Source organism: Neorhodopirellula pilleata, from assembly GCF_007859915.1.
GTDB lineage: Bacteria > Planctomycetota > Planctomycetia > Pirellulales > Pirellulaceae > Rhodopirellula > Rhodopirellula pilleata.
The window spans coordinates 856,962-877,612 of record NZ_SJPM01000001.1 but is presented as its reverse complement, the minus strand read 5'-3'; the positions used below and the strand labels follow the sequence as shown (position 1 = coordinate 877,612).

14 protein-coding genes and 1 tRNA gene are annotated in these 20,651 nt (G+C 55.4%); 7 read left to right on the top strand and 8 right to left on the bottom strand.

Going from position 1 to position 20,651, the window contains the following annotated elements; all coding sequences use genetic code 11:
• Positions 1 to 271 precede the first annotated feature (271 nt).
• Together cysS and ruvC are read left to right on the top strand one after the other, a co-directional pair.
• Positions 272 to 1,882 (top strand): cysteine--tRNA ligase, encoded by a 1,611-nt coding sequence (gene cysS, locus Pla100_RS02920; RefSeq protein ID WP_146576140.1) that lies wholly within the window; start codon positions 272 to 274, stop codon positions 1,880 to 1,882.
• A complete protein-coding gene (gene ruvC, locus Pla100_RS02915) occupies positions 1,864 to 2,394 on the top strand; it encodes a crossover junction endodeoxyribonuclease RuvC (RefSeq protein WP_390620547.1) in 531 nt (176 codons plus the stop codon). The genes cysS and ruvC overlap by 19 nt, the downstream gene beginning before the upstream one ends.
• Positions 2,395 to 2,546: 152 nt before the next feature.
• Here the strand turns inward: ruvC and Pla100_RS02910 are convergent, their stop codons facing one another.
• Entirely contained in the window at positions 2,547 to 3,452 is a 906-nt protein-coding gene (locus Pla100_RS02910; protein WP_146576139.1) for a dihydroorotate dehydrogenase electron transfer subunit, read from the bottom strand.
• Between the two features lie 3 nt (positions 3,453 to 3,455).
• The gene (locus tag Pla100_RS02905) at positions 3,456 to 4,586 is read right to left on the bottom strand and encodes a pseudouridine synthase (RefSeq protein WP_231602606.1); all 1,131 of its coding nucleotides are present in this window, start codon (positions 4,584 to 4,586) and stop codon (positions 3,456 to 3,458) included.
• Between the two features lie 254 nt (positions 4,587 to 4,840).
• Between Pla100_RS02905 and Pla100_RS02900 the strand changes: the two genes are divergently transcribed.
• Positions 4,841 to 4,914: transfer RNA gene (locus tag Pla100_RS02900), tRNA-Ile, on the top strand.
• A gap of 133 nt (positions 4,915 to 5,047) precedes the next feature.
• Here Pla100_RS02900 and Pla100_RS02895 read toward each other — a convergent pair.
• From Pla100_RS02895 to Pla100_RS02870, 6 genes are all read right to left on the bottom strand, one after another.
• The gene (locus Pla100_RS02895) at positions 5,048 to 6,439 is read right to left on the bottom strand and encodes a sulfatase-like hydrolase/transferase (RefSeq protein ID WP_146576137.1); all 1,392 of its coding nucleotides are present in this window, start codon (positions 6,437 to 6,439) and stop codon (positions 5,048 to 5,050) included.
• A gap of 110 nt (positions 6,440 to 6,549) precedes the next feature.
• Positions 6,550 to 7,488: a hypothetical protein gene (locus tag Pla100_RS02890; RefSeq protein ID WP_146576136.1), complete on the bottom strand. Its 939-nt coding sequence runs from the start codon at positions 7,486 to 7,488 to the stop codon at positions 6,550 to 6,552.
• A gap of 142 nt (positions 7,489 to 7,630) precedes the next feature.
• Positions 7,631 to 9,151: a serine/threonine-protein kinase gene (locus Pla100_RS02885; RefSeq protein ID WP_146576135.1), complete on the bottom strand. Its 1,521-nt coding sequence runs from the start codon at positions 9,149 to 9,151 to the stop codon at positions 7,631 to 7,633.
• The gene (locus Pla100_RS02880) at positions 9,148 to 9,729 is read right to left on the bottom strand and encodes an RNA polymerase sigma factor (RefSeq protein WP_146576134.1); all 582 of its coding nucleotides are present in this window, start codon (positions 9,727 to 9,729) and stop codon (positions 9,148 to 9,150) included. The genes Pla100_RS02885 and Pla100_RS02880 overlap by 4 nt, the downstream gene beginning before the upstream one ends.
• A 170-nt stretch (positions 9,730 to 9,899) precedes the next feature.
• Entirely contained in the window at positions 9,900 to 12,902 is a 3,003-nt protein-coding gene (locus Pla100_RS02875) for a PVC-type heme-binding CxxCH protein (protein ID WP_197167658.1), read from the bottom strand.
• 26 nt (positions 12,903 to 12,928) lie between these two features.
• The gene (locus Pla100_RS02870; protein ID WP_197167657.1) at positions 12,929 to 14,548 is read right to left on the bottom strand and encodes a sulfatase; all 1,620 of its coding nucleotides are present in this window, start codon (positions 14,546 to 14,548) and stop codon (positions 12,929 to 12,931) included.
• A gap of 235 nt (positions 14,549 to 14,783) precedes the next feature.
• Here Pla100_RS02870 and Pla100_RS02865 point away from each other — a divergent pair, with 235 nt between their 5' ends.
• From Pla100_RS02865 to Pla100_RS02850, 4 genes are all read left to right on the top strand, one after another.
• Positions 14,784 to 15,740, top strand: a complete 957-nt coding sequence (locus Pla100_RS02865) for a sugar phosphate isomerase/epimerase family protein (RefSeq protein ID WP_146576131.1) — start codon at positions 14,784 to 14,786, stop codon at positions 15,738 to 15,740.
• An 11-nt stretch (positions 15,741 to 15,751) separates the two neighbouring features.
• Entirely contained in the window at positions 15,752 to 16,048 is a 297-nt protein-coding gene (locus Pla100_RS02860) for a hypothetical protein (protein ID WP_146576130.1), read from the top strand.
• On the top strand, positions 16,045 to 17,628 hold the full coding sequence (locus tag Pla100_RS02855; RefSeq protein ID WP_146576129.1) for a sodium:solute symporter family protein: 1,584 nt from the start codon (positions 16,045 to 16,047) through the stop codon (positions 17,626 to 17,628). Before Pla100_RS02860 ends, Pla100_RS02855 begins: the two co-directional genes overlap by 4 nt.
• A gap of 184 nt (positions 17,629 to 17,812) precedes the next feature.
• Complete coding sequence (locus tag Pla100_RS02850; RefSeq protein ID WP_146576128.1) at positions 17,813 to 20,647, top strand: DUF1553 domain-containing protein; 2,835 nt, start codon at positions 17,813 to 17,815, stop codon at positions 20,645 to 20,647.
• Positions 20,648 to 20,651 lie beyond the last annotated feature (4 nt).

Sequence of the window (20,651 nt, the reverse complement as noted above, 5' to 3'; positions counted from 1 at the left end):
CCCTACAACATTCTCACGCCAAACGCTCCACCGAGCGGCGCGAGAACATCGTCCGAGAGTAGGTATCGGCGACCGCCTCGGCCAACTTTGAGGATTATCCGAATTATTCCAATTTCCCCGACCCTGCAACCTGTCACCTGTCACCTGTCACCTGTCACCTGACACCTGACAACCTCTTCCCCAAACCTGCACTCGCTTCGAACCACCGATTGCTCCTATACTGCCCCAATCGTCTCCCCCCTAACCCCTTTCTTCCGCATATTGTGAAGCGATGAGTTTGACCGCTACCGCCCCCGCCGTCGTCGATGGCTCCGATCAGTCGCGACCGGCCATTCGGGTCTACAATACCCTCAGTAAGACGAAAGAGCCGTTCGCCCCGCTACGTCCGCCCCGCGTCGGCATGTATTTGTGCGGCCCGACTGTCTATGCCGAATCGCACATCGGTCACATGGTCGGTCCGGTGATCTTCGATACGATCAAACGCTTCCTGACCTACAGCGGTTACGAGGTCACCTGGGTCGTCAACATCACTGACGTCGACGACAAATTGATCAACAAGAGCCAAGAACGCGGCATTCCGATGTCGCAAATTGCCGTCGAAATGACGGCGGACTATCTCTCCAACCTCAAGGAACTCGGCGTCAACCAGATCGATCATCTGCCCCGAGCGACCGACCACATTGATCAGATCATCCGGTTCATCGAGTCACTCGAGGAAAAAGGATTCGCTTACGCGATCGACGGCGACGTGTTCTTTGACGTGACCAAAGACCCCGGCTACGGCCAATTGTCCAACCGCAGCGTCGACGCCCAACAAGGCGAAGGCGGCGGCGCGGCGGCCAAGAAACGCAACCCCGGCGATTTCGCGCTGTGGAAATCCGCTCGCCCGGGCGAAGTCAGTTGGGAGAGCCCTTGGGGGCACGGGCGTCCCGGATGGCATATCGAGTGTTCGGCGATGAGCCATGAAATCCTAGGCGAAACGTTCGACATCCACGGCGGCGGCTTGGACCTGATGTTCCCGCACCACGAAAACGAACGCGCCCAAAGTGCCTGCCGCCACGACGCGCCGATGGTCAAATATTGGATGCACAACGGTCTGATGCGGGCGGGCGAGAAAGGCAAAGTCGGTGGTCGCAATGACCGCGAAGACGCCGCCAGTGAATCCGTCGAAGAAGCCGCCTCGGGAAAGATCAGCCGCTCCAAAGGTGCCGGAGGCTTGGCCGATTTGATCCGCTCGCAAACCGGCGAACGTATCCGTTTCTTCCTGTTGCGAACCCATTACCGCAGCACGATCATTTACAACGAAGAGACCTTGGCCGAAGCCGGCACGTCGCTCGAAGCGTTCTATCGTTTCTTTGATCGGTTCGCCGAAATCTCCGGTCAATCGTTCTACCAACTCGAAACGCCTCGCACCCGAATCGCCGGCAGTTTCGATCCTGGGCAGGACGCCTTGTTGACGGAGATCCACGGCATCCGTGAAAAGTTCCTCACCGCGATGGACGACGATTTCAACTCAGGGGCCGCGATCAGTGTCCTATTCGATTCGTTGCGAACGCTCAATCGTTTCATCGATTCGGAAAAACTCGCCGCCGGCGCGGATGTGCAGTCCGCCCCGGTGCAAAGTTTGGTTGCCGCCACGATCGTGATCGCCGAACTCAGTCGCGTGCTCGGGCTGTTCGCCAAACCACCGGTCGCTTCCGGCGGTGACGAAGCCTCTGCGGAATTGCTCGATGGGGTCGTTCGTTTGTTGATCGATCTTCGCAAGGAAGCCCGCGAGCGGAAAGACTATGCCACCGGCGACGCGATCCGCGATCGGCTTTCGGCACTCGGCATCGCCTTGCTCGATAAAAAAGAAGGAACGTCTTGGGAACGCAGCTCGTAGTCGACCGCCCGGACGTCGCCCAGTGCATTCTGGGGATCGATCCGGGATTGAACATCACCGGGTACGCCGTCATCTCGCGTGACGGTGGCAACCTGAAATTGTGCGAAGCCGGTGTCGTCCGCAGCCGAGCCCGGGACACGTTGCCACAACGGCTTAAAGAAATTTCCGACGGCGTTCGCGAAGTGATCGCGGCACACCCGATCGACTCGGTCGTGATCGAGCAGCTCTTTTCGCATTATGAGCGTCCCCGCACGGCGATCTTGATGGGACACGCCCGGGGCGTGATTTGCTTGGCCGCCGCCGAAGCCGGTTTGCCGATCACGCACTACGAACCGACACGCGTGAAGAAAGTCATGACGGGCAACGGACATGCCTCAAAATCGCAAATGCAATTAGCGGTCAAGTTGCAACTTTCGCTTGCGACCGTTCCCGAACCCGCCGACGTCGCCGACGCGATGGCCGTCGCGTTGACGGGTCATTACCTTGCCGGTAACCCACTCGCGGGCTGTTGATTTCATCTTAACCCGACGCGTGAGTTTTGAAGTCGCACTTTTTTCGTAACCCGCTGCGTAAGCGAGGGATCATTGATATTGACTCATCCCTCGCTTACGCTTCGGGTTACGATGGAGACGAAAATCAACAGTTCGTAATGTTCACGCGATGCTCACCAGCAAACTTCGCACGCGTTAAAAATCGGCCCCTCGACGCAGGTGCGTTTGTAATCCCACTCACACTGTCCCGGGGCCACATGTTCCGAAGCAACATCTTCAAGCCGGATCTTGGCGACGCACGAGAAGCAAATGCCGATGCCGCACGCCATCGGCGTTTCCATCGACACGAGGACCTCGGCACCGAACCGGGCCCCGACTTCGGCGACCTTTTCCATCATGATCTCCGGCCCGCACGTCAAGATCCGAATCCGCTCTTCGGGCGACGAGGAACGCAACTGCGTCAATCGATCCGCCAACACATCCGGCACTCGCGCTTGTTGCCCTTCGGAGCCGTCGTCGGTACACAACGTCAACGCGAAACCGGCGGCTCGAAAATCATCAACACCGGCCAAAAGCGATGCTCGCCGGGCGCCATAGATCATCTCGACTCGGCCGGCCCAACCGTTGGTCAATGCGTGACGTCCGGTTACCAACATAGGCGTTTGACCGATACCGCCAACGGCCATGATCAAACGATCACAAGGTTGACGGGAATGCGGCTCGCCCAAGAAAGAGTCATCGATGAACGAGTTGCCCAGCGGCCCCCACAAGGAGACTTGCGTACCAACGGGAGCCGCCGAAAGCGGTAACGTCAAGGCTCCCTTGCGCAAGTAGATCAAGTCAATGAATTCGGGCGTTCCGTCTTCACCGTTGTGAACATCGTAGATCGCGAAGGCGCGACCGATCAGCGGTGCGTCCATCCCAGCGATCCGGATCATGACGAACTGTCCAGGACGAAACGTCTTGGCGATATGCGGGGCAGAGACCCGCATCAAGTACGTGTTCTCGGCGATCGCTTGGTTGACTACCAACGGCGTTTGGACTTGGGCGATCGCGTCGGCGTAATGGGTCGTCGTCATGAATTAGCGTTTGCCTTTGCGTTTGCGAGACGCCGAAACCGAGGCCCGGGTCGGCTTCTTACCAGCTTTCTTGGTGGTCCGTTTTTTCGTTTTGGGTTTCGGATCGACCGCCTTGAACTCGTCACCCATGATCACCGATCCGACCCGCAGCGAATCTCGGTCCGGGGCCGGTGCGTCGGTCCGCTTTTGCTTGACCGGCCGACGGTTCTTCGTCAGCGGCCGGTCACCCGCCGGCGGACGAGTCTTCCCGGTGGATCGTTTCTTGCTTGCTTGACGCGAGGAAGCTTCGGCGATCGCTCCGGCTGGCGGACGCGAACCGCTACCGCGAGGCCGCGATGATTGTCCGGGCCGCTTGGCCGTCTTGACACCTGTCTTGTTCGTTCGCCGTGGATTGGCACGCTCCTCTAGCGATTCTTCCGGCGCATTGGCCGCTTGATTCGCGATATTGCGAAGCTTATCGATTTCGACGTGGGTCAATTTGCGATACGCGCCGGCCGGCACTTCACCCAGCTTCAGCGGACCGATCGCGATCCGGCGCAACGTTTGGACTTTGTGTCCGAACTTGGCCAAGATTCGCCTGATTTCGCGGTTCTTGCCTTCTCGCAAACGAATTTCCATATCGGTCGCGGTCTTGCGAGCCTTCAAGATCTTGGCACCGTCGACTTGGACCAGACCCTCGGCGATATAAATCCCTTCGCGCATCTTCCGCATCGTCTCGGAGCGGACTTCACCGGCGACGGTCACGCGGTAAATCTTTGTCACGCCGAACTTCGGGTGGGCAAGTTGTTGAGCCAAGTCGCCGTCGTTGGTCAACAGGATCAAACCGTCGCTGTTTCGGTCCAAGCGTCCGACCGGAAAGACCCGCTCGGTCGGCGGAACCAGATCGATGACCCGCGGCCGACCTTGTGGATCGTAGTTCGTCGAAACCACCCCTTTGGGCTTGTGAACCGCGTAATAAACTAGCTTTTGCGGCTTCAGAGGCACGCCATCGACTTGAATCTTGTGTTCGCTCAAATCCAACATCGTCCCGAGTTCAGTGACGATCTCGCCGTCGACCAAGACGCGGCCCTCTCGGATCAGCTCTTCGCATTGACGACGGCTACCGAACCCCGCCGACGCAAGCAATTGATTCAATCGTTTCTTGGATGACGAAGTGACAGACGGCGGCGAAGACGATTTCGGCTGACGAGGTTTCGACCGACTCGATTGCGAGGAGCGGGATGACGGCGGGCGGGGCATGAGGGGACTTTGAAACGTTGGGCGCGGAGTCGAGCGGACCCGACATGGTAGATCATTCATGCGTGGAAACAAGGGAACGAGCCACCACCAGCACCAAGACGTCTCGATGCCGCCGTCTCAGTCGACTAGACTAGACGGAACAACAGAACGGGCCAGTAGCTCAGTCGGTTAGAGCAGGGCACTCATAATGCCTTGGTCGCGGGTTCAAGTCCTGCCTGGCCTATCGCCTCCATAATCCCCAGGGTTATGGGGGCTTTTTTTGGTCTTTCCCTTGAAAGCCCGATCATTTCCGAGTCAGAACCTCGCTCGGTGCTCGCATCCCGGCGAACCGTGATATCGAACGCCGAATGTGGTCATCAATTAAGCGAAGGCTCCGCTTTCGCTTGAATCGTCTCGGTAATGCTGGCGGCGTAACGCTGCTGCATTTGCGAAAGGGATTCAACCACGTCAGGGTATTGTGTCGCGAGGTTTGTCGCCTCAGTCGGGTCTTGGCTTAAGTTGGCCAAGAACAATTTGTCGTCTTTCCCCAAGGATCCCGGGTCGGTTCGGTCGGTCGGGTTACCCAATAGTTTCCAGTCACCTTTTCGAACGACCCATTGGGCGTTCTTGCCGTTTCCGAGTTGCCAATAAAACGTTTCGTGCGGCGTCGTGGCGTTGGGATCTTTCAAGACAGCTGCCAAACTCGCACCGTCGAGATGGTGGTCCGGCATCTCAATGCCGGTCAGTTCGATCAGCGTCGGGAACCAATCGCATCCGACGGCCATTTGATCACGAACTTGATCTTGGGGGATGCCTGCGGGCCACGAAATGATCGATGGAACCCGGATCCCGCCTTCAAACAAACAGCCTTTGGCACCGCGGTAGGACCCGCAATTGCCGCCACCACCAAAGGTTCGTTCTTCGACCGAATGCCCATGGTCGGACTGCAAGACGACGATCGTGTTGTCGCGCAAACCCTCTTTCTCGAGGTGATCGATCACCAATCCGATTCGCTCGTCGAGCGAACTAACGAAGGCGGCGTACTTATCTCGCGGGTTGGGGAGATGTGAGTATTTTTGACGCCACTTCGCCGTGCCTTGCAGCGGGTAATGCGGCCAATTGATCGCCCAATAAATAAAGAACGGCTCGTCCTTCCATTGTGAAATCAGATTCTGACATTCGTCGACCATCGCATCGCCAAAGTAACGTCCGTCTTGCCAAACTTCTTTGCCGTCGCGCCACAAGTCATGACGGTTCGGTCCGTTCCAGTAGAAAAAGTGCGAGTAGTTATCGATGCATCCGCCCATGTGCCCGAATGAAGATTCGAACCCTTGCGCGTTGGGCATCGTCTCGGGCGTGAATCCAAGATGCCATTTTCCGATGTGTCCGGTCCGATAGCCGGCCGATCGCATCACTTCGGCGATCGTGACTTCTCCGGTCGGCATGCCCGCCACGCCTTCCTGAGACGACACATTGCTGGGCACGCCGGCGCGAGCAGGAAACCTTCCCGTCAACAGACCTGCCCGCGATGCCGAGCAAATCGCCGAGGGGGAATACATCTGCGTAAAACGAATGCCAGTCTTCGCGAGCCGATCAAAGTGAGGCGTAATTAGATCGTCGGAACCATAACAATTGGCATCAAGAGTTCCCTGATCGTCGGTGTAGATCACGAGCACATTGGGGCGTTTTGGATCGGCAGCGACGATCCCCGCAACCGTCGCCAATGCAAAAACAGTGAAGAGAACAGGTATCGTTATTGGTTTGAACATGGAATAAAAAGTTGAGGGCATGAGTTCGAGGCGGTCGTCCCGAGTCATTACCAGCAAGCGATGAATCGTCCCGGTGAACGGCGCGGGATCCCATTCTAGTCGATAGGCTCTCACCCGTTGGGAATCGATGTGGTTAAAAGTGATTCCCAGCGTTCTTGAACGGTCTGTTCGGTTTGATTCGCCTGACGCACGAGACGACGCTTGAGCTCTTGCAGTTTCCACTCGAGTTGTTCCACTCTCAGTTCACGATTGGAGCGTTCCAACATGACATCCGCCCGAACCACTTCTGCGAGCTGGTCCTTCATTGCCTCTCGATTATCTTCGGGCGACGCTTGGATCTCCGCCACCAAAGCCTTCATTCGTGTCGCCAAAGCTTCGCGTTTTTTTGAATTGGTGTTGATCTGCTGACCGAGCGACTCGAGCGTGGTCATGCCCATACCCATTCCCGAGTCCATGCCCATTCCATAATCGCCGCCCATCTCCATGCTATCGATGTCCTGTGACATGCCGCTTGATTCGGGGGCGGCGAACAAATCCAGACGGACAGCGGGGGACGGGTTCTCAGGCTCCACCGCCATAGAGAGAGAATTGGCAATGCTCCATAGCGTCTGAGACTGCTCCGCCAACCCCATTTCAGATTGGTACGGCTCCCGCAGCCAAACTCGGGCAGTGTCTTCGCGATCGTTCGGTTCGAGGGGAACGAATTCAACTTCATTGATTCCGAACCGAAGCGCGCTCAGTCGCATCCTCTTCTTGAATGCATCAAGGTTTGGGCCCTCTAAATCATTCGGATGAGACACCGCCACCGAACGGGTTTTCGACTGCGGAATCGGACTCGATACGTCGACGCGAACCGTGTCGAGTGTCGGCCTACCAAGTTGCAACACTCCATTCTCGTCCGGCCCGAAGGCACGAACGATTTCCTGAGCATTGATGAAAGGCGGTTTTTGAAAATCGTAATCGGGCCCCAGCAGGATGACGACTTTGAGCGGACGAACGCCCATTCCGAACGGACCACCGCCCATTCCGCCTCCAAACGGGTCCATCATGGCTCCCATCCCTTGCGCCAGCAAAGTTTTGGAGGGCAACAAAAGCGAAAACAGGATTACGGTTACGATGAGTGGGCAACGCATCTTGCTGACCTTCCAATTGAAGTGAGAGAAACAACCGAGTTCAAGGTTCTTACAAATTTCACGGCGAGGTTTCTTCGAGTAGTTCGTTGATTTGATTGGTGAGGATTGCCAGTTCTTCTTCCAATGTCTCGTCCGAATCGATGGGCTCGACCAATTCTGGTGAGTTCACGATGGCCAGCGGAAACGGCGTTACACGTTTCGCTGCGCCGGGATTGAGAGCTTTTGCATTGCCATCCGGATGTGACAATCCCCACGTGATCCACATGACTGCTGGAAGAATTAGCAGGCCAGCCAAAATTACGAGCAAGATCTTCAACGTTCGGCTCATCAATGGACTCCAGGAGCGAGCAATCAGCGAGTTGGGCAATGGGAAGGTCGTGGGTTGTTGCACGTGCGCCAAACACGCTTCCAATGTGTCCGCAAGTTCCGCCGCCGTTGCCGGTCGGTCCGCTGGATCTTTCGACAGCAAACGATCAACCAAGCGTTCTAACCAAACCGGAATCATGGGATTCTGGTCTCTTAACGGTTGATGCGTCGCATCGGTAATCTTGCGAAGAATGCCGTAACTGGTTTCCGCCCGAAACGGCGGCCGACCGATGATCATCGCGTGAATGACGCTGCCGAGTGAAAACAGATCGCTGCGTGCGTCGATCGCCCCGCCGCGAGCTTGTTCGGGCGACATGTACTGTGGAGTTCCGGCGATCACGCCGCTGCGGGTGACGGTCGCGTCGTCGGCTGCTCGGGCGAGCCCGAAGTCCGTCAACATCGCTCGGTCGATGCCACGTTCGAGCAAGATGTTGGCTGGCTTGACGTCGCGATGCACCAATCCCTGCGCGTGAGCCGCGGCGAGGCCCTGCGCGACTTGCAAAGCGATCCGTAGTGAATCAACCAACGGCAATGGACCGTCGACATCGAGTCTTTGCTGCAACGAATGGCACGCGACGAATGGCATCACGAGGAAAGGTAGTGATGACGATTCACTAACGGACAAAATCGGCATCACGTTGGGATGCACCACTGCGGCGGTCGCTTGTGCCTCACGCAAGAACCGCTTTCGCGCCAATGCGATCGTGGCCAAGTGCGGGGACATGATCTTGACCGCCACCGGACGATTGAGTTCTTCCTGGAACCCTTTCAGTACAATGCCCATTCCTCCGTGGCCGATCACCGAAAGAATCTCAAACCCGCCCAACCGACCGATCGCACCGACACGATCGGTCGGTTCCAAAAAGGCAACGGCAAAGTCGACAATCGACTCGTGACGAAACTCGGCCGACGTACCGATCTCTGCAGATGACCGATCGGATTCGGTTTCCCGCCGCAGTGCGTTACAAATTTCTGCAGCGATGTCACCGTCACTTGCGTGTTCCGGGGCCATTTGGTCCGAAACGCCGCTATCACCAGTGGCCATCGATTCCATCCGATGGCAGCACGACGGACACCTTTCCAAATGCTCCGCGATGGCTTCATCGGTCGGCTGGTCGGCTTGTTGCGTGATCGCAGCGAGCAGCATCGCATCGGTCGGGTGACCGGATTGGGCCCACGGAAACGATCGATCGACCTTGGGGTTGCGATTCATTGCATCACCTCATCGATCGTTTCGCGGATGCGTCGAAGGATGCGTGATCGTGACATGTAGATGCTACCCGCTGATCGGTTCAGTTCGGTGGCGACCTCAGCGACATCGCGGCCGTCGATCATCGTCGCCCAAAACGCCTGCCAACTTGCTTCGGCGAACTCGCCGCGAACCTTTCCTGCGGCCCAAACGATCAGTTCGTGGCGATATTGTCGTTCCAAATTGGGATCCGAATCGGCTGTTTGTTCGGCCAACTGAATCAGGTGATCGGTTCCGCCTTGTCCGCCGATCTCACGGCGCTGGCGGGTCATGAACTTGATGACTACGTTGCGAGCAACGCGAGAGACCCAACGACGAAAAGAAGCGTTGCGTCCATCATCGGTCCAACGGCCGACCGAGCCCGCGATCGCAACGAGAACCTGCTGACTGACATCGGCGACATGCTGTGCCGGAACACCCTGCCGAGCGATCAGGTGTTTTAAAAACGGCTCGTACCGATCGACAAATGCCCACCACGCCGACTGATCGTCGGCGTTGGCTAGCCGAACGATTAAACTCGGTCGTGTCTCAGGTGTCTGCATGGGGGATTCTAGTGAGAACAGTCGGACTAGCGTCAAAACAGCGAACAACGTGAACCATAAGATCGAATAGGAGCAACGCTCTAGTGGTTTTAGTCCGTGTCGAAGGCAAAATCACACGCCAAGATTTCAAAAAAATAGACACCGATGGAACTCTCGTCACGATAAGCCGCCTATTTTGAAGACGGTTTTTCGATCTTGGCATCTTGCATTAGCCACGCAAACAGGTCACGAACCTCTCGGTCACTGAGTGGATCGAGCAGTCCGTCGGGCATCATCGATTGGGGCAAAAGATCGAACGATTCGATCTCATCGTCGGGAAGATTGACCGTCTCGCGGGCGGTCTTGATCGTCAACCCGCTCGCTGAACGGCCTGCGAGAATTCCCGTTACGACCCGGCCATCGAGGGTCAACACGACCGCCAAGCGAAAATCAATGGGGACCGAAGCGCTTGGGTCAATCACATTCGAAAGCAAGTAGTGAAGGCTGCCACGATTGGAACCGGTAAGATCTGGACCGATCGTTTCGCCTTCACCAAAAAGTCGATGACAATTGCCGCAGTGTTGCTTGAAGAGGTAGCGGCCTCGAGTCAGATCGGTCTGCTCGAGTGCTACGGTAGTTAGTTTTTGCTCCCATTGGTGAATCTGCGTTAATCGGTCTTCGGGTGAAGGCCGAATGCTTCCCCACAGTTTCTCCAATCGTTTTGTCAGATCAACGTCATTGAACGCGCGGACTTGACGCGCCTGTTCCGCAGAGAGAGCAGATGGCGGAATTGTTTTCTGTTCGATTGCATCGAGCAGACGCTTTGCGTTTGGTTTTCGAGAAGTCAAGAAGTCGATGGCAGCAGATTTTTCTGCGTCATCGAAATGCGGATATCGGTCCAATACCGATTGAACCAGCGATGATGCTTTGAGTGTCGCAGCGGCCTGTAGTGCGGGAACCACCAATCGCCCGGAGGTGAACAATCGTTTTAAGTCGTCTTGCAAACCGTTTACGTCACGACGGACCATACCGGATAAGATTCCTTGAGCCGTTTCGAGCCCGGTCGCACTGTCATGTAACAGCGTCCGAAATTCTTGTATTGTTCTCTCGCCACCGACACTCGCTCCAGTCGTCACTGCCACCAAACGAACGTCGGCATTGGGATGGCGTATCAGACGTTCGATCGTCGCGATTGATTCGGAAGACAACGTCTTTAGTTCGGCGGAAGATTGATTGAATCCCTCCAACAGGTCAGCCATGATTTCCGATCGATGCGTTCGATCAAGTTTGTCAAAAATTAACTCGAATTCATCACCAGGCATCTCGGTGATGCGTCTGGCGATCCATCGTCGAATGACCGATGAGACGTGGTCCAGCCGATTCAGAGCCGCAGCGGGATCGGAGGCGACTTCTGGTTCCAACGCATACCAAATCATTCGTTGAAGATTGTCGGATTGCCATCGATCAGACCGTTCAGCAACGGGAAGTAGCGTCGGCCAACGTTTTCCGACCGGAATCCGTTGCATGCTCGAAGCCAAGGTCAACTGCACCAATCCGGAACGATCTCGCTTTGCCAAAGATTCAATCTCGTGCAGTGTTGATTGGCTAACAGTGTCCTTTTCGAGAATAAGCCGCAACGCCCAGCAGCGCACATGTTCGTTTGGATTGATCAGTAGCTCGTTCAGCCACGACTCATCGAAACGGTTGATTGCATGTAACGCCCATATCGCACGAAGCTGAACCACCGAATGATCACTCTCTTGAAACATTTGCCGCAACATTTCGTCAGCATGGGACATGTCGTTTCCCGCGGCTGCGCGTTCCTGCAAGATTCGTCGAGCATGGCGGACAAACCATTCATTGTGATGCGTTTGATATTCGACGAGACGCTCGTCCGAGGCGTTCTGCAAATCCACCGAGACACGGCGGGGTGAGCCCCACGAGATCTTGTAAATCCTTCCACTCGTACGATGCACGCCGTCTCGATCATGGCATTCACCGTTGTCGGACCAGTCCGTCAGATGGACATCGCCGTCAGGACCGTACTCCATCGAGACAGCCCGAAACCAAGGATCATTCGCAACCAGAAAATCTTTCTCATGGATTCCACGGTACCCGATCTCGTCCAATAACAATCGATCGCAATTGATACGGCGACCATGAATGTTGCTCATCATCAGAGCACCGTGATATTGCGAGGGCCAACGACCTCCCAGATAAATCATTGCGTCACAATGCGAGTGCCCGCCACCATGGTCCAGGTTGCCCGCGGCTACTCGGCTTTGCTTGTCAAATTGCCCTGATGCCCAGTGCAAATGATCGCAAGTTGCGGACATCAACTCATAGGCATAGGGATCCGGATGTGTGCCGCGATCTTTCCATCGCTCGTAGTGAGCGCCCGGAATCAAATGCCACAAATGGTCGACCACACTCGTCGTCAAGAAGCCTTCGCCGTGTTCATCAAAATCGAGTCCCCAGGGATTAATGGTACCGTCGGCAACCACTTCGAATTGATGCTCGATCGGATGGTAACGCCAGATGCAACAACTGAGTTCAACACGTTGTTCGGCGGGAGTTCCCGGACGCCCCACCCGGGAAGGCTGTTTGATCCCATGGCGACCGTACAGCCAACCATCGGGGCCCCAGTCCAATCCATTGACGCTGTTGTGTTCCGCTTTGAGAGACCAACCGTCCAAATGAACGATCGGATCGCCATCAGGGACGTCGTCAAGGTTTTTATCGGGAATGAAGCTCAGATGAGGCGGGGCGGTGATCCAGACGCCGCCGAACCCAATTTCCAATCCGGTTAAATGAGTTAACCCGTCGCAAAACACAGTCCGCCGATCGAGAACGCCATTCCCCGTCGTGTCTTCGAAGATCAATATTCGGTCGTGCGGTTCGTCCGTGAATTTGCTGCCGTTGTACGAATAGCTTTCCGCCACCCATAATCGACCGCGGTCGTCATATGTGATCGCGATCGGTTGCTGAACTTCGGGCTCGGCCGCCGCCAGGGTGATTTCAAATCCCGGCGGAACGGTCAACTGTTGGATCGCCTCGTTCGGGGAAAGCGGCGATTCGTCATGGGGTTGCGTGTTGACAGGAACGAAGTCGTCCGAACACGCACAGGGCACCTTTCCGATCGGCATAACAATCAAGAGAACAGCCGTTGCTCCGGCCAAGATCCTGTGTAACATCACTGTCGAGCATTTCGAATTGTCAATCATCGGGATGTCAACCTGCTCTGGAATTGCGGTACCCACTGTTCCAATTTCTTCAGTTCACTTGCGTACTCCGGACGTTTTGCGACATTGACGGTCTCGTGCGGATCGATCCGGTGGTCATATAGTTCCAACTCGACGAGCTTACCGGTTTTCGATTCAGTCCATTGTACGTATCGAAATTGATCGCTCCGCACGGCTCGCCCCATGTACGTTTCTCGCTGCCTAGCGAATTGGCTCAAGGCAAATCTCTGCTGTTCTGCGCGACCGGGGTTCCGCACCTCGTTCGTTAGACTTTCGCCCTCGAGATGTGAGGGAAGTGGGATGCCCGACAGTTCGCAAAGTGTGGGGTAAAGGTCCACTAATTCCGCCAACATTGATGATCGTCCTGGCGTCACCTGCGGAGCGGAAATGATCAGGGGAACACGAGTCGCCACCTCAAAGTTCGTCATCTTTGACCACGCACCCTGTTCACCGAGATGCCAACCGTGATCGGAGCACAGGACAACAATGGTTTTCTCACCGCGTGGCGATCGATCAATTGCATCAAGGAGGCGGCCAACTTGCGAATCGACATAGCTGATGCACGCGGCGTAAGCTTGAACGATCTTCAGTTGGGTTTGCAGCGGAATCTCACCCTCGTTCGGAACACCGACATAGCTTCGAAGTTCGTAACCGTTCAATCGTCTCGCTTCGCGATTACTGATGTCTTTCGAAATTGTAAATCCTTGTTTCTTGATCGCGCCGGTATAGCCGTCGGAATTGAACCAAGCCAAAACAGGCGAATCCTTGGCCGGATTTGGGTTGGTCGCCAACCAAGATTCATCTGGTTGATACAAATCAAAGAAACGTCGTGGCGCAACGAGCGGAAGGTGTGGCCGGCGATATCCAACAGCAAGAAACAACGGCTGATTGGGGTCACGGGTCTTCACCAGTTTGAGAACTTGATTAGTCATTCGACCGGCAAACAAATGATCGTCGTCAACGTTGGGATCTTGCCAGGCCGGGCAATTGAACCGATCCGCGATGATCGTCGTGCCGGTAGGGTTATTCGGGTCTACGATTTCGAGCATTTCTTGTTCGCGTCCCGGCGACGGTGGTTCCGACCAATCCTCATCGACATCCCATCCGTCGTGATCAATTTTTCCAAAACTGCGAGTAAGGTATCCCTGTTCACCAAACCACTTTGCCATTGAAACGGCTTGCCGATGACGATTGCGAAAGTCGGCGACCTCTCGTTCCCGATGGTCGTAGACACCGATCGAATCGGGACGTAGGCCCGTCATCATCGACAGTCTCGACGGCCCGCATTTGGCGTACTGGCAATAGGCACGATCGAAAACCATTCCGCGACGCGCCAAGCGATCGATATTCGAGGTCTGAAGATGCGGATTGCCATAGCAGCCCAGCATCGGCCGAAGGTCGTCGATCATGATGAAGATCACGTCCGGTAGTTTCACCAAATCTTGCCGCTCGGCTTCGCTGGGAACTTCACCGAAGCTGGGAACTTCGCCGAAGAAATCATTTGCTCGGATGAAAGACGAGTTCATGCCGCCCAACGCAACCATTAAAATGCACGCAGCATGATGAACAACGGGAGTGCGTTTGGATGGTTCAGTCATGTCAGCGTTTCTGAACGGGTTCGTGGCAAAGGATGACCTCAGACTTATGTTAGCTGAATCCGAAAGCCAAATCATGCAACGTTTTGGGGCCGGTATTCGAAGATTTGTCGTCTGACTTTCGGTCCGATAGAATCCTGAACCTTGGACGTGTCGAGCAAACCATCTTTTTGTAGAGGCCAATTTCTTGGGAAATCAATCGAGACCAGTGTCGGTGTCGAGTTCGTGGGACCGACCTTTGTCTCGACGCAACGTAATTGGCGGTTGCACGTGCGCCTTGATGACCGGTGGTATGAACGCCATGTTGCGGGCAAACAAGGCCTCAGGTCAAGAACGCCTCAGCCCCTCGATCCGAACGTGTACACTCGGGTTCAGCACTTATGGTATGCCATCGCTGAGGTCGGAAACCGCGATCGACGTTCTGGCGAAGATTGGATTTGATTCCGTCGAGCTAGCGGTCCGCGAAGGATGGGACGCCGATTCCGCCGAGCTTTCGGAGGCACGAAAGAAAGCGATACGTGTGCGTTTGGAAGAACACTCGTTGCGACTTACCTCGTTGATGGAGCATGTTTCTCCCCTCAGCGACAAGCAACAAGCGTTTGCGTTGGAAAGACTCAAACTGGCAACCGAACTCGCTCACGAACTTGCACCTTCGACACCACCGCTCGTGCAAACCGTGCTCGGTGGCGGCGATTTTGAGTCGTCCAAGAATCTCCTCCGCGATCGCCTCGGGCGGTGGGTCCGTTTGGCAGACGAAACGCAAACGGCGATCGCGATCAAACCTCATCGAGGAGGCGTCGTTTCGCAACCCGCCGAAGCCGTTTGGCTGTTTGAGCAACTCGGCGCACCTGATCGATTGCGAATGGTTTTTGACTATAGTCACTATGCGTTTCGGGACTTGCCTCTCATTGAGACCATTGAAACATCTCTTCCCTATGTGGCTCATGTTGCTGTGAAGGATGTGAAAAGAGTCGATGATCGGGTCGTTTTTGAACTGCCGGGCGAAACGCGAAATATTGATTTCGCGGATCTTATTAGCCGTCTTCATGGTGGCGGGTATCGAGGCGACATCAATTGTGAAGTCAGTTCAATGGTTTCCAAACGAGCCGGATACGATGCCGTTGCTGCGGCACGCACTTGCTACCGAAATCTGTCGACCGCGTTTGAACGATCGGGCGTCGAGAGACCCTCGTAACAGGCTTCGCCATGCACCCCACTTCCAAATCCACGCCTCCGACGAATCGTTGGTTGAAACACAGTTTGACGTTGGCGTTCGTTTTAAGCCTGGTGATGGGCACCGGCCCCGGTGTGCTTCTTGTCAATCGGCCAGATACCATCCAAGGCATTCCACTGGTTTATGCGTGGGGCATCCTTTGGTACTTCGTACAAGTTGGCGTTGTGCTCATTGCCTATTTTTGTCTGTGGAGCCGGTCGTCTGACGAAGAGAATGAACCGCCAATGACGCCGTCGAGTACCGACGACGAAGAGGGAGTGCACGCGTGATATCCATTCCCGTCCTGGTAGTGCTGCTGTACCTGGTCATCTTGTTGGTGTTCGGCTGGCTCGGACATCGGTGTAGCGAGAATAGCGAAGACGATTACTATTTGGCGGGCCGAGGCCAGGGCTGGTTGATCTCAGCGATGACGATCATGGCCACCTTCTTTAGTTCGTTTGCATTGCTCGGTGCGCCGGGAATGGTGTATCGCGAGGGCGTCGTTTTCGCGCTGGTTAGTCTCAACGTACCGGTCGCGGGTGTGTGTATTTATCTACTCGGTGACCGCATCCGCAAAGCGGGGCGTCGAGGGAATTACATCACACAAGCTGATATGTTGTGCGACCACTACGGGAGTGAGGTGGTACTTCGATTATTAATCGCTTTAGTCGGTTTCCTTTTCGCGATTCCTTACGTGATGATGCAACTCAAAGCCGGCGGGGAACTCGCGGCGGTTTTGTTTGATCGGTCCGAACACGCATTCGAAGTTGGAGCGATTGTCTTATCAGTGATCACGGCGCTGTACATCATGATTGGAGGAATGCGGAGCGTCGCATGGACGGATGCGTTGCAGTGTCTATTGTTGATTTCAGGGATGGCATTTGGCGGCGTCGCCCTGCTGGTGAGTCTGGGAGGTCCGGTCGAGTTCCTCCATCGCATTGGCGAGCTGCCAAAATCCTCTCTAACCGTTCCGGGTAATACCAATTTCTGGCAGCTTCCGATGCTCTTCACGGTGTGTCTGTTGATGCCGATTGGCGGCATCATTCAACCCGCCCAGTGGATGCGATTCTACTCCGCTCGCGACTCGCTGACGCTGCGGCGCAGTGCGCTGATTTTTACTATCGTTCTGACGGCATCGTTTTTGTTCGCCATCATGCCGATCGGGCTGGGCGGGCAGATTCTATATCCGCTTCAAATCGATGATTCGGGCGTTTTGCCGAATGCACAGATCGCCAGCTACGACCAAATCCTCGTTGTCATGCTGGACGACCTATTGCCAAAGCTAATGGGCGGTCCCATCGGTTCCGTTTTTTCGTCATTGATAGTGGTGGCAATCATGGCCGCAGCCATGAGCACCGCCGACAGCAATCTGCACGCACTCAGCGCATTATTCACTCGAGACATTTATGGTCGTTTCGTGCACCGAAGTTCGAACGAGCGTGAGCGAGTGTTGGCGGGTCAAGTGGTCATTGTGGTGGCCACTGCGGTTTCACTCGCATTCGTGTTGATAGGTAGTCGTCCCGGAAGCAGTTTGTCCGGTTTCATGCAAATGATCGTCGGCCTTGCTCTGTTTGCGGTCGCCTTCAGCGTTCAATTACTGCCCATGACCATTGACGTTCTATTTATCCAACGTGGAACGAAACAGGCGGCGATTGCCGGTCTAGCCTGCGGTCTGATAGTGGCGTTCTGTTTTACTTCGCTTTTTCCGCCACTTTTTTCGGATCCGTCTTCGCCGCTACTGCGGTGGGTCAACGAGGCCAAAGCCATCGCACCGCTCCACGCCTCCGCGTGGGGGTTGGCGGCGAATGTCCTTTTGTTCGTTGCAATTTCATGGCTTTCACGTCGTGCTAGTAATCTTAATGTTTTTTGAGAACCTGTTGTTGTGCAGCTAGTTTCGTCGAGCTTGTTCGTAGTTTGAACATGCGGCGATGCGTCGATTGACGTTCTGTATCCATTTCGCATCTTCGAACGATTCGCTCGAGCATGTTGCGAGCCGGTCGTTCGAGTGACTAAACTGGGGGTCCTGCCTTCCCTTTTCCCGCCGGATCTTTCAGATGCGATTATCCCGCCACTGGCCCGTGTTCGGGCTGCTCGCGTTTTATGCCGCGTCGATGTTGATCGCTGGTAAGCGGTGCCATTGCGACGATACGCCGAGTCCACGTGGACAAGTATTCTTTGAAACGCACATTCGACCGGTGTTGATCGAGCATTGCTTGGAATGTCACTCCACGGACACCGAAGCGAGCGGTCAGTTGCTGCTCGATTCCCGCAGTGGTTGGGAAACAGGAGGGGACCTCGGTCCCGCAGTGATTCCTGGCGATCCTGCATCAAGCTTACTCATGCGGGCAATCGAATATCAGGATTCCGATCTGCAGATGCCGCCCGATGGAAAACTCGATGCCGAGACGATCGAACAGTTCCGCGATTGGATCCAAGACGGCGCCTATGATCCACGTGAGGGGAACACTGCCGGGCGGATCCAATCGACCGCGTTGCCGGTCGAGCGGGCAACCGAACATTGGGCGTACGCGCCGATCAAACGTCCATCGGTCGAGGACTTGCCCCCCGCTCAGTCTCCAATCGATCGGTTTGTGTTGGCGGGGTTGCAATCCCACGACTTACAACCCGAACCGATTGCCGATGATTTAGCGTTGCTACGGCGCATGTCATTCGATCTGACCGGTTTGCCGCCTACTCCTGAACAGATTGACGCATTTGTGCAAGATCGTTCACCTGAGAAATGGGATGTGCTGTTGAAGTCTTTGTTGGCTTCGCCGGGTTATGCCGAAACGTTCGCGAGACGATGGATGGACGTGGCTCGTTATGCCGAGTCGATCACATTGCGTGGTTTTGTCTTGTCGGAGGCTTGGCGTTATCGTGACTATTTGATTCACGCTTACGCCGAAGATCGCGGATTCGACCAGATGATCCGCGACCAAATTGCCGGTGATCTGTTCGGTGGGAATACCCTTCAAGAACGCCAGAAAGCAGCAACGGCTACCGCGTTCTTGGCGATGGGCAATAACAACTTGGAAGATCAAGACAAAACCAAGTTGGAGTTCGATTATATCGACGAACAACTCGAAACAATTGGTCGTGCGTTCTTGGCCCAAACGATCGGCTGTGCCCGCTGCCACGATCATAAATTTGATCCGATCCCGACGGCGGATTATTACTCACTCGCGGGAATCTTCCGATCGACGATTTCACTCGAGCATGCCAACCTTTCGAAATGGATCGAACAGCCTTTGCCACTCGACGACGATTCCGTCTCACATTTCGAGCAATTGGAGGACCAAGCCAACCAACTTCGATCGGAAGTCACGATTTTGCAGAAACGAGTCGGAAAATCCAAGACGAAACAAAGCATTCGTCTGCGCGAGTTACCAGGCATCGTCATCGACGACTCCGATGCCACTTTGGTCGGCGAATGGACACAGTCGCAATCGGTCCCGGGCTATGTCGAAAGCGGTTACCTGCACGATAGCCACAGCGGATTGGGAGAGAAGACGGCTACGTTTGAACCTTCCGAACTGCCGGCGGGCGACTACGAAGTTCGTCTCGCCTATACCCCCGGAACGAATCGGGCGAGAGCGGTTCAGGTGCAGGTTTTTAGTGCGAACGAAGCCAAAACCGTTCGCGTCAATCAGCGCAAGACACCACCGATCGACGGCATCTGGACTTCCCTCGGGACGTATCCGTTTGAGCAAAACGGACAAGCGTTCGTGTTGGTGTCCAACAACAGCGCCGATGGTCATGTGATCGTCGACGCGGTGCAGTTTCTGCCCGTCGGTGAGGTCGCCACCCGGAACGACATCGTCGACGAAACCAACGATGCCGACGAGTTGGCGAAACTCGACAATCTCAAAAAGTCATTGACGAACGTCGAGCAACAACTCGCGAAGCGACCGAAGTATTTAACGATCCTCGAAGGCGAGCCGGTCGATCAGATTGCCATCCGGGTTCGCGGCATCGTCCATCATGAAGGTGAACGCGTTTCTCGCGGGTTCCTATCGGCGATCGGACGTTCGGAGCACTGGTCGTCCCAAATCGAGGGCAGTGGACGTCGACAGCTCGCCCATTGGCTGGCCGATCCGTCAAACCCTTTGACCGCGCGGGTTTACGCCAACCGTGTGTGGAGTTGGTTGATGGGTGAGGGACTGGTTGCGACGGAAAACAACTTTGGTACGACGGGCGATCAGCCCTCTCATCCCGAGTTGCTCGATTATCTGGCAAACGAATTGATTGAAAGCGGCTGGTCGACGAAGCACTTGGTGCGAATGATCGTCCGCAGCGATGCTTATCGACGACGAGTCGGTTCCCAAAATGGACTTGCTGCGAGCGTCGATCCGGATAATCGTTTGCTGTGGTCGGCTCACTTAAAACGCATTCCCGTTGAGAGTCTTCGGGATGCGATGTTGCAGGTCAGCGGCGAGTTGGATCACACGCGTTTCGGACCGACGATTCGGACGGGAACGAAAGCCGATTTCAACTATCGTCATGAGTCGTCGCGGCGAAGCGTCTACCATCCGGTGCTGCGGAATTCCTTGCCGCCGCTGTATCAAGTATTTGATTTCGCCGACAGCAGTGTCTCGATCGGTCAACGACCGCGAAGCACGGTCGCGACCCAGTCACTAGTGATGTTGAATCATCCCTGGGTGATCGAGCGGGCACGACACGCCGCCAAACGTTTTGGCAGTGCATCTTTTGGTGAATCCGATGAAACTAGAATCGTTTCCCTGCTCGATCGTCTCTTCTTATCGGCGTACGGGCGGTATCCCAGTTCGGCCGAACGTGAGATGTGCGAGACGTTCTTGCAACCCGATGACCGTCTTCCCGATCTAGTTCAATCCATGTTCGCATCGGTCGATTTTCGCTATTTGGAATAACCTC

Bases quoted from the DNA above. Each gene is read 5' to 3' on its own strand.
- cysS (WP_146576140.1), top strand. From the start codon at position 272: ATGAGTTTGACCGCTACCGCCCCCGCCGTCGTCGATGGCTCCGATCAG.
- Pla100_RS02910 (WP_146576139.1), bottom strand. From the start codon at position 3,452: ATGACGACGACCCATTACGCCGACGCGATCGCCCAAGTCCAAACGCCG.
- Pla100_RS02895 (WP_146576137.1), bottom strand. From the start codon at position 6,439: ATGTTCAAACCAATAACGATACCTGTTCTCTTCACTGTTTTTGCATTG.
- Pla100_RS02890 (WP_146576136.1), bottom strand. From the start codon at position 7,488: ATGATGGACCCGTTTGGAGGCGGAATGGGCGGTGGTCCGTTCGGAATG.
- Pla100_RS02885 (WP_146576135.1), bottom strand. From the start codon at position 9,151: ATGAATCGCAACCCCAAGGTCGATCGATCGTTTCCGTGGGCCCAATCC.
- Pla100_RS02880 (WP_146576134.1), bottom strand. From the start codon at position 9,729: ATGCAGACACCTGAGACACGACCGAGTTTAATCGTTCGGCTAGCCAAC.
- Pla100_RS02875 (WP_197167658.1), bottom strand. From the start codon at position 12,902: ATGTTACACAGGATCTTGGCCGGAGCAACGGCTGTTCTCTTGATTGTT.
- Pla100_RS02870 (WP_197167657.1), bottom strand. From the start codon at position 14,548: ATGACTGAACCATCCAAACGCACTCCCGTTGTTCATCATGCTGCGTGC.
- Pla100_RS02860 (WP_146576130.1), top strand. From the start codon at position 15,752: ATGCACCCCACTTCCAAATCCACGCCTCCGACGAATCGTTGGTTGAAA.
- Pla100_RS02850 (WP_146576128.1), top strand. From the start codon at position 17,813: ATGCGATTATCCCGCCACTGGCCCGTGTTCGGGCTGCTCGCGTTTTAT.